The organism is Amphibacillus jilinensis Y1 (assembly GCF_000306965.1).
Taxonomy (GTDB): Bacteria; Bacillota; Bacilli; order Bacillales; family Amphibacillaceae; genus Amphibacillus_C; species Amphibacillus_C jilinensis.
Window position 1 is genome coordinate 800,679 of record NZ_JH976434.1, and the last position, 14,428, is coordinate 815,106.

12 protein-coding genes are annotated in these 14,428 nt (G+C 39.4%); 6 read left to right on the top strand and 6 right to left on the bottom strand.

All coding sequences use genetic code 11. The features are described from left to right. The first annotated feature begins 665 nt into the window (after positions 1-665). From B494_RS0104295 to nagB, 3 genes are read left to right on the top strand one after another with little or no spacing between them, the layout of a single operon-like run. Positions 666-1,505, top strand: a complete 840-nt coding sequence (locus B494_RS0104295) for a MurR/RpiR family transcriptional regulator (RefSeq protein WP_017471139.1) — start codon at positions 666-668, stop codon at positions 1,503-1,505. 11 nt (positions 1,506-1,516) lie between these two features. Beyond that, complete coding sequence (gene nagA / locus B494_RS0104300) at positions 1,517-2,668, top strand: N-acetylglucosamine-6-phosphate deacetylase (protein WP_017471140.1); 1,152 nt, start codon at positions 1,517-1,519, stop codon at positions 2,666-2,668. Between the two features lie 4 nt (positions 2,669-2,672). Continuing rightward, the gene (gene nagB / locus B494_RS0104305) at positions 2,673-3,401 is read left to right on the top strand and encodes a glucosamine-6-phosphate deaminase (RefSeq protein WP_017471141.1); all 729 of its coding nucleotides are present in this window, start codon (positions 2,673-2,675) and stop codon (positions 3,399-3,401) included. Between the two features lie 406 nt (positions 3,402-3,807). Here the strand turns inward: nagB and B494_RS0104310 are convergent, their stop codons facing one another. Next, positions 3,808-4,647 carry an aldo/keto reductase gene (locus tag B494_RS0104310; protein ID WP_017471142.1) on the bottom strand — a complete coding sequence of 280 codons (840 nt, stop codon included), beginning with the start codon at positions 4,645-4,647 and terminating at the stop codon, positions 3,808-3,810. A 439-nt stretch (positions 4,648-5,086) separates the two neighbouring features. On the opposite strand from B494_RS0104310, the gene zupT reads away from it, so the two are divergent. Further along, positions 5,087-5,896 (top strand): zinc transporter ZupT, encoded by an 810-nt coding sequence (gene zupT / locus B494_RS0104315; protein ID WP_017471143.1) that lies wholly within the window; start codon positions 5,087-5,089, stop codon positions 5,894-5,896. Positions 5,897-5,945: 49 nt separating this feature from the next. On the opposite strand, the gene ric is transcribed toward zupT, so the two are convergent. Both ric and helD read right to left on the bottom strand, forming a co-directional pair. Then, positions 5,946-6,638: an iron-sulfur cluster repair di-iron protein gene (gene ric, locus B494_RS0104320; RefSeq protein WP_017471144.1), complete on the bottom strand. Its 693-nt coding sequence runs from the start codon at positions 6,636-6,638 to the stop codon at positions 5,946-5,948. Between the two features lie 122 nt (positions 6,639-6,760). Then, on the bottom strand, positions 6,761-9,109 hold the full coding sequence (helD, locus tag B494_RS0104325) for an RNA polymerase recycling motor HelD (protein ID WP_017471145.1): 2,349 nt from the start codon (positions 9,107-9,109) through the stop codon (positions 6,761-6,763). Between the two features lie 228 nt (positions 9,110-9,337). Between helD and B494_RS0104330 the strand changes: the two genes are divergently transcribed. Beyond that, the gene (locus B494_RS0104330) at positions 9,338-10,513 is read left to right on the top strand and encodes an MFS transporter (RefSeq protein ID WP_187682934.1); all 1,176 of its coding nucleotides are present in this window, start codon (positions 9,338-9,340) and stop codon (positions 10,511-10,513) included. 81 nt (positions 10,514-10,594) lie between these two features. Here B494_RS0104330 and B494_RS0104335 read toward each other — a convergent pair whose 3' ends face one another. Continuing rightward, positions 10,595-10,975, bottom strand: a complete 381-nt coding sequence (locus tag B494_RS0104335) for a RidA family protein (protein ID WP_017471147.1) — start codon at positions 10,973-10,975, stop codon at positions 10,595-10,597. 132 nt (positions 10,976-11,107) lie between these two features. Here B494_RS0104335 and B494_RS0104340 point away from each other — a divergent pair, with 132 nt between their 5' ends. Further along, positions 11,108-11,506: a secondary thiamine-phosphate synthase enzyme YjbQ gene (locus B494_RS0104340; protein ID WP_017471148.1), complete on the top strand. Its 399-nt coding sequence runs from the start codon at positions 11,108-11,110 to the stop codon at positions 11,504-11,506. A 127-nt stretch (positions 11,507-11,633) separates the two neighbouring features. Here B494_RS0104340 and B494_RS0104345 read toward each other — a convergent pair whose 3' ends face one another. Both B494_RS0104345 and B494_RS0104350 read right to left on the bottom strand, forming a co-directional pair. Continuing rightward, positions 11,634-13,115 carry an alpha-N-arabinofuranosidase gene (locus B494_RS0104345; RefSeq protein WP_017471149.1) on the bottom strand — a complete coding sequence of 494 codons (1,482 nt, stop codon included), beginning with the start codon at positions 13,113-13,115 and terminating at the stop codon, positions 11,634-11,636. A 12-nt stretch (positions 13,116-13,127) separates the two neighbouring features. After that, positions 13,128-14,417 carry a glycoside hydrolase family 27 protein gene (locus B494_RS0104350; protein WP_017471150.1) on the bottom strand — a complete coding sequence of 430 codons (1,290 nt, stop codon included), beginning with the start codon at positions 14,415-14,417 and terminating at the stop codon, positions 13,128-13,130. Positions 14,418-14,428 lie beyond the last annotated feature (11 nt).

Below are 14,428 nucleotides of genomic sequence, written 5' to 3' on the forward strand. Positions count from 1 at the left end.
ATATGTTCCGCTTTCCGCGATCGCACGAAAAGTGAGAATTTCGCATGAAAACGAGTTGTGATCGCACGAAAAGTAAAAATTTCGCACGAAAGCGAGTTGCGATCGCACGAAAAGTAAGAATTTCGCATGAAAGCGAGTTGCGATCGCACGAAAAGTAAGAATTTCGCATGAAAGCGAGTTGCGATCGCACGAAAAGTAAGAATTTCGCACGAAAGCGAGTTGCGATCGCACGAAAAGTAAGAATTTCGCACGAAAGCGAGTTGCGATCGCACACAAAATGGAGAAATCACATTCAGTATAAACCCTCAGTCTAAGTAGACATAAGCAAGGGTGAGACTTCTGCGAGAATAGAATGAGCCCGCGAAAAGCGAATCCCTTGCTTTTCGGAGCGAAATAACGTGCTTAACTTATGATCCGCCCCCAAAAGTTAGACCTAAACTCTAACTCTTGGGGGTTCTTGATATGGTGAAATATAGTTTTGAATTTAAATGAAGCCTTGAAAGCGTGTTTAAGTGGTGAAGGAAAAAGCAAACACACATCTACTAACGATAAGCGAATAAAAAGCTTCTAATAAACAAAATGACAATTAACAGTCAAAATATAATTAAAATTTGACTATAAACAGTCAAAATGATATCTTTAAGATATTAAGAAGGAGGCACATGATGAAACAAGATGCAAACGTCTCATTAAAACCCACCATTCAATTTGAACAAAACAAACACCTTTTCACTAAATCCGAGCAAAAGATTCATCACTACATTACAACACATCAAGATCATGTCATTTATGATTCTTTAACTGAGCTCGCTGACCATTGCAAAGTCGCTGAGGCAACTGCTTTACGTTTTTTTCGCAAGCTTGGTTTTAGTGGCTTCCAAGCTTTTAAACTGGCCTATGCGCATGAACTCACTTTAGAAAGGCCTAGCGATCAGTCAGTCGGGTACACGAAACAAATTAAAGACAACATGATCAATGCAATAGAACAATCCTTTCAACTGGTTGATCAAGATGAACTCAATCAAGTGATTGATCGCATTGACCAAAGCGAAGATGTCGTCATTTTTGGTATTGGTGCCTCAGGGATAGCTGCTCTTGATATGCAAAATCGCTTAATGCGAATTGGCAAAAATATATCCGTTGTGACGGATACACATGCTCAAATTATGCGAGCAACATCTGCAACTGATAAAACAGTCATTATAGCCATTAGTCTTACTGGAAGTACAAAAGAGATTATTGACAATGTCACCATAGCGAGAGAAAAAGGTGCTACTATCATTGCTTTAACCAATTATGCGAAATCGCCTCTAACTAAATTAGCACACTATATATTATTATCATCAGTCAAGGAGAATCCTATTGATAGAGGATCGCTCGTATCTAAAATATCTCAATTATTTCTAATTGATTTAATTTGCACAGGATTAACGATAAAAAATAATGATGAGGCCAAACGCATTAAGCGAGAAATCACCGAGAATACAACAAACAAGATTTTTTAAGGAGAGGTACTATGCTTATTAAAGGTGCAAAACTATTTTTAGAAGACCGTGAATGTATCGGAAACATCTTGATAGAAGCCGGAAAAATAACAAAAATAGTTGAGAAGCTTCCAAATGATTTAGCTGAAAACACAACTATAATCGATGGCTCCGGCTTAAATCTTATTCCGGGCTTTATTGACACACATATTCATGGAGCAAACGGTGCCGATGTAATGGATGCCACAGAGGATGCCCTTCAAACCATGGCAAGTTATCTCGTTAAAGAAGGAACGACGAGTTTCCTTGCTACAACCATTACGCAATCAAATCAACAAATTGAAGCAGCCCTACAAACAGCGGCACACTTTCATGCCGAACATGGCTCTGCTGAACTACTAGGTATCCACTTAGAAGGTCCATTTGTTGAAAAAGAAAAAGCTGGTGCTCAACCCACTTCATTCATTAAAGCACCTAATCTTGATTTATTTAATCATTGGCAACAACTAGCGAACGGTAAGATTCGCACCATTACAATGGCACCCGAGCTAGATCAGGACGGTACATTTATTCGAGCACTTCGACAGGAAAATGTCAATGTATCTGCAGGCCATACCAATGTAAATTTTTCTGAATTAAAAACAGCCGTGAATAAAGGGGTTAATCAGTTAACGCATTTATGCAATGCAATGAATGGCATTCATCATCGGGATATTGGTGCAGTCGGTGGTGCATTTTTACTTGATACACTGCATGCCGAAATTATAGCTGATGGCATCCATGTTTCCCCCCCAATGCTTGAGCTTATTTATCAAAATATCGGTACTAACCGCTTAATCTTAATTACCGATGCTATGCGCGCGAAAGGGCTTCCTGCTGGGGATTACGAACTGGGTGGACAACCTGTAAAAGTAACGGAAGATCGAGCTATTCTAGCAGACGGTACCTTAGCCGGAAGTATCCTCAACATGATCGATGGCGCTAAACAACTGCATCAACTACCCGATGTCACCTTAAGAGACATTGTTCAGATCGCATCTGTCAATCCTGCTAAGCAGATCCATGTATTTGACCACAAGGGCTCAATAACGGTGGGAAAAGATGCTGATTTATTACTCGTTGATGACGAATTAAATTTGAAAATGACGCTAACAAAAGGAAAAGTAGCATTTAATGAGGAGTGACAACATGAATATTATTAAAGTAGACGATTATCAAGCAATGAGTCAATGGGCTTGTCAGCATATTATTGATAAAATTAACCAAACGAACCATCCCGTATTAGGGTTGGCTACCGGATCCACACCTGAGGGGATGTATCAGTGCTTAATTGACAGTTACCAAGCAGGATTCGTTTCTTTTAAAGACGTAACAACCTTCAATTTAGATGAATATGTAGGATTAGCTATTGACGATCCCAATAGTTATCATTCGTTTATGCAGGATAAACTATTCAACCATATCAATATCCGTGAAGAACAGACGCATCTACCTAATGGCAATACAAAAGATCATCAACAGGAATGTAAAGATTATGAACGACTTATTCAACAAGCGAAAAATATTGATCTACAAATATTAGGGATTGGATTAAATGGCCATATTGGCTTTAATGAGCCTGGAACACCTTTCACTAGTCGCACACACATTGTTGAACTCGATCCATTAACACGTGAAGCGAATGCACGATTTTTTAATCAAAAACAAGATGTGCCAACACATGCCATTACGATGGGCATCGAAACCATTATGGAGAGTAAAGAAATCGTATTACTTGTCTCTGGAGCTAATAAAGCTGAGGCGGTTAAGCGCTTGGTTACAGGCGAACGCAGTGAGTCTTTCCCTGCTTCAATATTAAAACAGCACGATAATCTTACTATTGTAGTTGATCAGGCCGCAGCAGTCCATCTAAATTAACAGGCATCGATTTGCGAAATTTGTCATCCTATGTCAATTCACATCCTTTCTAGGCATGACAAATAAAACGAACCTTCAATGTAGTGAGCGCTTTTGTTCTTCGCCCGCTGATTGAAGGTTCGTTGAGTGAACCCGAATATGAGCGTCCGTTATCATCCACCTCAATCAATTTGCTCTACGCTCTATTTTGAGGAGATGGTTTACGAATGATTATCTGTGATAAAACTTCAACATAACCTAAAGCTAAGAAAAGCGGAATGCATTCGTTTATACTTGCTTTTAAGATTCCTTTCGCTCATAGCGTTTCTATGCTTGCATGCAAAAAAGGCGAATGAAAAATCAATTGATACATCTCATTCGCCTTTATCACGATATTTACTTTTGTCCCAAATGCATCCTTGATCACTTAGTACTTATTAAATGCATCAGGGTCTGGACCCCGTCGATCATCTTTGTTCATCGCATTAATCTGACTCATTTCCTCAGATGTCAATTCAAAATCAAACACATCAGCATTGCTAATGATACGGTGTTCTTTAACCGATTTCGGTATCGTTACTACCCCGCTTTGCAAGTCCCATCGAATAATAACTTGTGCGACTGTTTTATTATGATGCTTCGCAATCTCGGTCAGAATAGGATCATCTAATAGTTCACCTTGTTTTAAAGGTGACCATGCTTCAAGTTGGATATGGTGATCACCAGAATACGCACGTAATGGCTCCTGTGTTAAATGCGGGTGAAATTCGACCTGGTTAACCATTGGCACAATTTCACAATCCTTGATTAGCTCGGCTAAATGGCTTTCTTTGAAATTGCTGACACCAATCGCTCTAATCTTCCCTTCCTTATATAGCTTCTCAAGGGCACGCCATGTCTCTTTGTACTTATTTAATTCTGGAACAGGCCAGTGGATTAAGTAAAGATCTAAGTAGTCTAACTGTAAACGCTCTAAGGTAGATTCAAACGCATCTAATGTTGATTGATAACCTTGATCACTATTCCATACTTTAGAAGTAATGAATAATTGATCTCGTGCAACATCAGATTGTTTGATTGCTTGCCCCACACCTTCTTCATTTCTATAAACAGCTGCGGTATCAATGCTGCGATAGCCATTTTCAATTGCTTTTGTCACCGAGTGAATAACTTCATCACCATCCTCTACTTTGAAGACTCCAAGTCCAAGCCAAGGCATTTTCACTCCATTATGCAATGTCGTTGTTGATGATAAATCGTTTAACATCACAAATGACCTCCTTCATTGTTATATGATTTATTGTCTCACATTTCTAAAAAAATGAAAAAGAATTTAAACTTTACATGCTTGGCTAAGGGGTGTCGTTGGCTGATAAACATTTCAATCCGTTAGACATTTGGATTCGGTGTCGTCTATTTACTGATGATCAATCCTTTATTATCCGATTGAATGTTACGACTTTCTATCGCTGGGCGTTTTTGTTCTTCTCACACTAACGGGATGTTGACTGGATCACGATCCCGACACGACCAGGCGTTTGACGGACGGTTATCTGTGATAAAAACATTGCATAATGCGAAGGCTAGACTTAAAATGTATATAGATTCGAAAGTTGCTTGCAGGAAACATTTAAGACGATGCACAATTTCTAACTGCACGCCTATACTAAAGATAGAACTCGAAATCAAGAAAGGATTTCATACTTATGGACGAAAATTTACTACTTGCATTTGGATTAACATTATTTGCTGGTTTAGCAACAGGTATCGGCAGTATACTTGCTTTTTTCACCTCCACAACGAACACTAAGTTCTTGTCTTTCTCACTTGGATTCTCAGCAGGTGTGATGATTTATGTTTCAATGGTTGAGATCTTTTTTAAAGCTCAAGAATCATTAATAGCAGAGCTTGGCCAAGTACGCGGTTCTTGGATGACCGTAATTGGTTTTTTTGGTGGAATGTTGTTAATTGCACTTATTGATCGATTTATCCCAAAGCAAGGTAACCCTCATGAAGTTAAGAAAATAGAGGATATGGATAAAAGACCCACACAGGTAAATGATCCAAGTCTATTAAAAATGGGGACGTTTACTGCACTGGCGATTGCGATTCATAATTTCCCCGAAGGCATTGCGACATTTACAGCTACCCTTCAAGATCCGGGCTTAGGCGTTGCCATTGCCATTGCCATAGCGATTCACAACATACCTGAGGGCATTGCCATCTCCGTTCCCATCTATTATGCAACAGGCAGCAAGAAGAAAGCATTTAAACTATCTTTCTTATCCGGCTTAGCTGAACCTGCGGGGGCGATACTCGCCTACCTCATTTTAATGCCTTTCTTAACAGAAACACTATTCGGTGTTGTTTTTGCCGGTGTCGCTGGTATCATGATTTTCATCTCATTGGATGAGCTACTTCCGGCTGCTAAACGTTACGATGAAACACACACATCGATCTATGGTCTTATTGCTGGGATGGCCGTTATGGCACTGAGCTTATTATTACTCATTTAGTCATGAAAAGAGGGTCTGTATCAAAACGATTGATACAGACCCTCTTTCGTTAACTTTTTAATAAAATATGATTCTCTAAATAGATGTGTTGAAGTGTATTGTTCTCTAGTTCTGCAAGGCGCGCATAAGTTATCCGATAAGAATTACATGCGCCTTCAGGTGGGGTGAAAGCATTTGTCAGATCGCGCATTTCTTTCAATAGCTCCCCTACTCTTTGGTGCTCTTCTTCCATTTGGCCATTTAATGTTTCTATGTCTCGCTTAAGTTGTGCATCACCCGTTTGCTCATATTCACGTATAAGAGGAAAAAGCTCTTGCTCTTCTGTCACTAGATGAGGCTCAATCTCTGCTTTAAATGCATGAAAGTTTTGATAAAGCTGTTTTAAATGTGGATGATTACTGCCGTGCACCCGAAAAATTTTAGTTACGAATTGGCTAAGCGGATCAAGTTCTTGCTCTAAATAGCGATGATGGCGTTCGACAATATGTGTGATAAGCTCTGTGTGCGAGACTACCGTCCAGTCTATATTTTGATGGCCTGCTTCCTGCCATTCTTGATATGCTTTGTTCAATGTATCCATAACGGCTTGACCATCAATGTTTTGCCTTTTTTCAAATACAGCTTGTAACGGCTGATCTCCCCCACAACAAAAATCAATCCGTGCTTCTTTAAATAAATCGCTCGCTTTTGGAAATGCCTTAACGACCTCTGCCGGTGTATGTTCAACGCGAAATGTATCCATAAAATATAACCTCCTAAAGAAATGGTCATTAAAAGATAACACAAATATTTAGGAGGATCGGTGATCTCGATCACTTTTTCTAGCATAATGCCTACTGAAGGCATGGTAAACGATCGATAACACTACTCCGCATTTACTTCATGAACTTTATAAAAATCATACAAAGGTGCGGGCACTTCTTTAAGAAAAGCTGAAACACCGTCAATCGCAATGACTGTGAGTGCATGCATTGCGCGCGTACAAGCCGTGTACAAGAGGTTTCTATCCAATTCAGTAACATATTGATCGACCGAAGCATCATAAACAACCACCGCGTCAAATTCTATCCCTTTTGCTAAATAAGCTGGGAGCACTTGAATACCTTGTTTAAAAGTATGTGTTTCCGTCCCGACAAAGTGAACATCTTGGTAAGATTGCTTTAGTAGCTTAGCTAAACGCTTGGCCGCTTCCTTGTTTTTTGTAATAACAGCGATATTTTGATCGGCATGGTTTAAGTAATCACTAATAGCCGTATAGAGTTTATACTCTGCAATGGTTTCATTATCAACTTCGATAACAACAGGCATCTCTCCTTCTCGATTAAACGGCTCGATCTGATTTCCGTTCGGCATAAACGACCGCGTAAATTCGACAATCGGCCGTGTTGATCGATAACTTCTCAACAATGTGATCCGTTCAACGTGATGATCCTCTTGATCTATCAAAACATTTTGATCTGTCATCGCATGATAGTAAATCGCCTGATTGATATCACCCAAAAGTGTCATTCGACTATTTGGATAAATATGGGCTAAATAGCGCAATTGAAAGGGAGAATAATCCTGTGCTTCATCCAAGAAAATATATTTAATCGCACGATTGGCTTCAAATCCCATAAGCATACGTTCAAAATAGAGAAATGGTGTCGCATCCTCCCATGTTAAAAAGTTATCTTTAATACGTTTTATTGTAGAATCACTAATGGCTTGCCACTCTAATTTTGTTAATGGTTGATCAACGTCAGCTTGCTCGAACAGTTGAAGATATGTTTTCTTTGTATCCATAAAGTAAAACCGTTTAATTTTTTTACGTAATGGCTTTAGTTGTTCTCTAATCACTTTCCGTTTTAAATAATCCGTTTCTTTATCGACATCATGATAGGTTTCCATGTCCTCACTTGATTCTTCCTCGAGAGCTTGGTAAGCTTCTTGAAAATCTTCCTTACTTAGGAGCTCGATCTCATTTTCAACCCACTTTGCTTTCATATACTGACGTTCTTGTTTCTTCAATTCTGCTAATATCCACTGTGACATCTTTTCTAAACGAACTTGAATGGGCGTCGCATTTGAAAAACTGTAAAAATAACGCGTTAGTTCGGTTTTAGATAAAAGTAAATCGCTTCGAAAACGAATATTTCGAAAGACGATTCCACTTTCCTTTAAATGTTCTAAAAAATGATCAACATGGCGCTTGAATAACTCACTTGATTTATAACGCATACCTACTAGACGCTCATTTGCTTCGTTATCGCTATTTGCCAAAGCAAATTCTAACTGTTCAAATGGCGATTCAATCACAAAACGTCTACCTAGCTGCTGTTCAATATAATGATAAAACGTCATTTGTTTAATATTATCTTCGCCTAGTTCCGGTAATACACGCGAGACATAACTGTTAAACAAAGGATTGGGTGAAAATAAAATCATTTGATCTGCTGTTAACTGTTCACGGTAACGATATAATAAATAAGCGACACGTTGTAATGCAGCAGATGTTTTCCCACTGCCCGCTACCCCTTGAACAACAAGCATTTTGCTTTTTTCATTGCGAATAATTTTATTTTGTTCGCGCTGAATCGTGGCAACAATACTCTTCATTGTCGTATCCGATGACTTGCCAAGCACAGATTGTAAGAGATGATCACCAATGGTCAATCCCGTGTCAAACATACCTGTTAGTTCACCCTGCTTAATCACATATTGCCTTTTTAAAGTCATTTCACCTTCAACTTGCTGATCAATCGCTTGGTAACTCGCACGACCCGGTGGATAGTCATAATACATACTTGAGATCGGCGCACGCCAATCATAAACGAGAAATGCTTCTTCCTTCTCATCCATTAATGATGACGTCCCAATATATATACGTTCTTCCGTTTGTTCGCCTGCTTCTATAAAGTCGATTCTGCCAAAATAAGGTGTCTCTCTTAGACGTAATAATTTATCTAATTGCTGGGACAACTGACCATGACTACGTTCTCTTTCTGATAAAAACTCAGCTTGTTGCTTCAAACTTGCTTGTGTTTCAATGGCATCGTCTAATTCTGTTAAATTGACTGTGACATCATCCCAAAAGTCTTTTCTTATATCAATAACACGATCCTTTAATGTTTTCATATAAGCGGTTAAACGACTTATTTTCCGATCAATATAGTTACTGACTCGCTTCACACGCTGATATTCTTCTTGCCAATCCTTTTCATGTTTGGTCATGTGTTTCACTCCTCTATTACCAAAACCTGTCGTCGCTAAGCGACACCTTACTTTTACACTCTATTCTACGTGATTATCCCCAAAAAAACTAGAAAAAAGCGGTTGTTGCAAAAGTCTTTCTTCCTGCTTGCAAATACGTTATCATATATATTTAGAGAGACGAAAGATTTTTTGAAAGAAGGGGTTATCATTCAAGAACAGCAATTAGTTAAACGAAATGTTGCCATCATGTGGTTTGCCAATTTTTTTATCGCTGGTAGCATCACAATGGTTCAACCTTTTTTATCGCTTTATATTGATTCATTAGGGGATTATTCAGCTAGCTATGTTCAAACATGGTCAGGGTTAATCTTTAGTATCACTTTTGTTACAGCCTTTATCTTTTCTCCTATTTGGGGAAAGGTTGGTGATCGTTTTGGTCGTAAGCCAATATTAGTCGTTTTTGCTTTTGGATTAGGGATTTCTTTGTTTTTAATGGGCTTTGTCACTTCGATTGTCCAGCTCTTTTTCTTACGGATGTTTATGGGGGTTTTCACTGGTTTTATTTCAATGTCACAAGCTTTAATTTCAACACAAACATCAAAGCGCGTCGCTGGACAGGTATTAGGTACATTACAGACTGGAAGCATAACAGGCACATTATTAGGTCCATTGATTGGTGGAGCACTGGCTGATTTATTTGGTTATTCTGCTACTTTTCAATGGCTGGCTTTTGTGTTGCTTTTTGCTAGTTTCCTCGTTCTTTTTGGTGTCAAAGAATTTCGCATTCAAGAAGAAGAACAACCGATTCACTATTCAAGTCGACAAGTATTGTTGCATATCCTTAGACACCCGATGTTATTGATCGTGATGTTTATGTCGATGATTGTTCAAGTTGCTAATTTTAGTGTGCAACCGATATTGTCTTTGTTTGTTGGCGACATTCACGGATCGGCTAATATTGCCTTTTTCTCGGGCCTTGCCTTTTCATCAGCTGGTCTGGGTAATTTGTTAATGGCACGTAAATGGGGAACCATTGGAGATCAGGTCGGTTACATTAAAGTATTGACAATCTTATTATTTGCTGCTGGCATTATCTATTTCCCAGCTGGATTTGTGACAAACCTTTGGCAATTAATTATCTTACGTTTTCTACTGGGTATTACCATTGGTGGTATTATCCCCATAAGAATTGCATATATACGCCAAGAAGCACCGATTTCAATGCAAGGGGAAGTGCTTGGTTACAATACAAGCCTACGCTTTTTCGGCAATATGATTGGTCCAATGCTAGGGGGAACAATCAGTGCTTATTTCGGGTATTCAGCTGTCTTCATCTTAACAAGTGCATTATTATTGTTAAGTGGTATCATTATGGCTGTCGCACAACGTCGCCATCCTGAACTTGTACCTAATCATGCTTGATCTAATGGCATCATTGTTGTGTTCTTAACTATTATATAGTCATACAAAAGCCAACATCGCTCATGGATGTTGGCTTTTGTATTACCTTCTTGCAATAACGTCCATTTCTACTTTAACACCTTTAGGAAGTTGACTCACTTCAACTGTCGCGCGAGCAGGATAAGGCGCTGTTAGAAACTCAGCATACGTCTCATTTAACGTAGCAAAGTCATTCATATCGGTTAAATAAATCGTAAACTTTGCGACATGTTCAAATGTTAAATTGGCTTGTTTTAAAACAGCAGCTAAATTTTTCATCACTTGAACCGTCTGCTCTTTTATCCCCCCTGCTACAACTTCCATCGTGTTTGGATCAAGTGGAATTTGCCCTGAAACAAATACAAGATCACCCAAATCAATGGCTTGTGAATAAGGTCCAATTGCTTCAGGTGCCTGATTGGTCTGAATCGCTTTACGTGTCATAAGTATGACTCCTTTGTTATTCATTTTGTTGTTAGCATTTTACCACACTACCGTTTTTTTAGTAAACTAATGATGTTGGGTTTACATTTAATGACCAAGGGAATACAGCGCTATATAGGAAGGGTGATCAAATTGTTTAAAACATTTACATTAAAAACAAATAAGCATAGTGACATGATCGAGATTACCAATCAAATTCAACAATGGCTAACTGAAGAGCTAGTTGATAGCGGCGTAATTGTTGTTTCCTCCATGCACACAACTGCAGGTATCACTGTTAACGAAAATGCCGATCCCGATGTCAAAACAGATTTTTTGCGAAGGCTTGAGGAAGTCTATCCATGGGAGCACAAAAAAGATCGTCATATGGAAGGTAATACTGCAGCACATTTAAAGACCAGTACAGTTGGACATGCTCAAACGATCGTTATTGATAAAGGTCAGCTAGTCCTTGGTACATGGCAAGGTATCTATTTTTGTGAATTTGATGGTCCTCGTTCACGTCAATTTCATGTGAAAGTACTGCGCTGATTCATTCAACTAACAATAGTGGGAGGAAAACAGTGAAGATTCCTTTCATCCCCACTGTCATAGCTCTGTTTCACATAAAGAAGACAAGGTTTTCACCTAGTCTTCTTGTTAACTTCTATTTGAATGCCTATATTGTTACCTTAAGAACGACAACAGACATTGGTGGTAAAGTGACCTTTAATCCCCCGCCTTTGTTTTCAAATGCTGTAAATGCAACCGGCTTAACTTTATCTGGATTGTCAAATGTATTATGATCATTCATTTTTTCTGAAGTAATCACTTCTCCAGATACGTTGGCAAAATCAACACCGCGAATGTCAAAGTCAATTTCTGCTTGGTGATCTTTGTCCGCATTTGTCAAACTAATATGAATAGACCCGTCTTTGGCTTTTGAAGCAGACCCATTCACTTGTGGATACGCTGCTCCATCTACTTCTAACATTTTTGTGTCAATATCTAATGCGATTCTTTCGGCATCTTGATGGACTTTATACATTTTGAAAACGTGATAGGTTGGCGTTAATAACAGCTTGTCTTCTTCTGTTAACACCATCGCTTGAATAACATTAACCATCTGGGCAATATTTGCCATCTTAATACGATCATTATGATTATTGAAGATATTTAATGACACACCTGCAATCACCGCATCACGCACTGTGTTTTGTTGATATAGAAAACCTGGATTGGTTCCTGGCTCGACATCATACCATGCGCCCCATTCATCAACAATCATCGCTACACGCTTTTCAGGATCATATTTATCCATAATGGTACTGTGTTTTTCAATTAATTCTTCAATATAGTATGCCTTTTGCATCGATATTTCCCACTCTTTATCATCAAAACGAACGGCGTCACCCTTGTTCCAGAAGCCGCCTGGATGGACATAATAGTGTAAGCTCAAGCCATCCATCATTTGATTAGCTTCGCGCATTAGCGTTTCTGTCCATTGATAATCAGCGACATTTGCTCCTCCTGCGATTTTGAAAATTTTATTGTCGCCATAGTTGCGGACATATGTTTGGAAACGTCGGTATAAATCAGCATAGTATTGGGGCCGCATATTGCCGCCACAACCCCAGTTTTCATTACCGACACCAAAGTATTTAACGTTCCACGGTTTTTCTTGGCCATTTTCTTTACGCCAATTTGCCATTGGTGACTCACCATCAAATGTCATGTATTCAACCCATTCTGACATCTCCTGTACCGTTCCACTACCTACATTGCCATTAATATAAGGCTCTGTCTCAAGTAACTCACATAATTTCATAAATTCATGTGTACCGAAGTGATTATTTTCAACAACACCACCCCAATGTGTATTGACCATGCGCTTTCGCTCTTGTCTGGGTCCAACGCCATCTTTCCAATGATATTCATCGGCAAAACAGCCACCCGGCCAACGCAGCACAGGAATATTAAGATTTTTTAAAGCAGCTAATACATCATTGCGAATACCATTCGTATTTGGGATGAGTGAATCTTCTCCTACCCATAATCCTTCATATATACATCTGCCTAAGTGTTCAGCAAACTGACCATAAATATTCTTATCAATTTTCCCTCTTGACACATCAGCATTTAAAACGACTTTTGTTCCCATGTTAGCACCTCTTTACATTAATTTTATTTGAATAAGACAACATGCATGTGCGCGTATATCACAAGCTATTTCAGTTTCATCAATCGGTAAGGTTTGATCTAACCACACCTCTCTTAGCGAATCAATTTGATCTGCGCTTATTTCTAGCTGGTCAAAGGTAACAGAGATGGTTTGTTCACGATCGCTAATATTAAATAAACCGACATAAATGTCTTGCTCCACATAGGAACGCCAAACCACTCGATCGTTTTGTCGATAAATTTGGCAGGCATCTCTTCCCTTCTTATGGACATTTAATAGATCTTGATTGGTGATGAGCGCATGTGTAAACGTATCATTGTCTCGCAATTCCCCACCAAACATGAGTGGAGATCTAAACATCGACCAAAGCGTCATTAAAGTCAGCTGTTCATCTTGAGTAAACCGGGTATAACGATCACTTGCTCCACCGTCAACTGAACGAATACCAATATGCCCTAATGGGAGCATATCCGCGTCCGGCCAGTGACCTGGTCCGACATTTTTACTCCAGCGATAACAACGGTCAAACATATCATAGAGCGGTGGCCATAGATCCCAAAAATCATCGGTCATGCGCCACATATTTGCATTTTCTTCAAGAATCGCTACATCATTTAAATCGGCAGGTCCAGGCGATAGACTAAGTACCATTGGACGCTCGCACCGATCAATCGCCTGACGAATCATTCGAATTTCCTCCGTGTGCGCGCCATAAAGTTTGGAATCGGCAATATCGTCAACCTTAACAAAGTCCACTTCCCATTCCGCATAGAGCTCGAATAATGAATCGTAGTAGAGCTGAGCTGCTTGTTTCGATGAATCAAGCCCATACATATCCGTATTCCACGGGCAAATCGAATTTGGCTTGGCAATTTCACGTGCCGTGGAATCGCTACCTTTAATTGGTGTGTTTTGATGAACCGCCTGACGCGGGATACCGCGCATGATATGGATACCAAATTTTAAGCCAAGTTTATGGATGTAGTCAGCTAATGGTTTAAAGCCACGACCATTACTTGATGATGGAAAGCGGTTCTCTGCCGGAATAAGCCGAGCATATCGATCGATTTGTAAAGGAACAAAAGGACGATAAGCAGATGACACAGCCTCAGGCTCTGACCACTGAATGTCGACCACGATATATTCCCAACCATACGCCTTTAAATGTGTCGCCATATAATCTGCATTCGCTTTCACTTCTGCTTCAGTCACCGTTGCGCCATAGCAATCCCAACTATTCCACCCCATTGGGGGTGTTAGCGCATATTGATGGTGCTTCATATTCGATCACC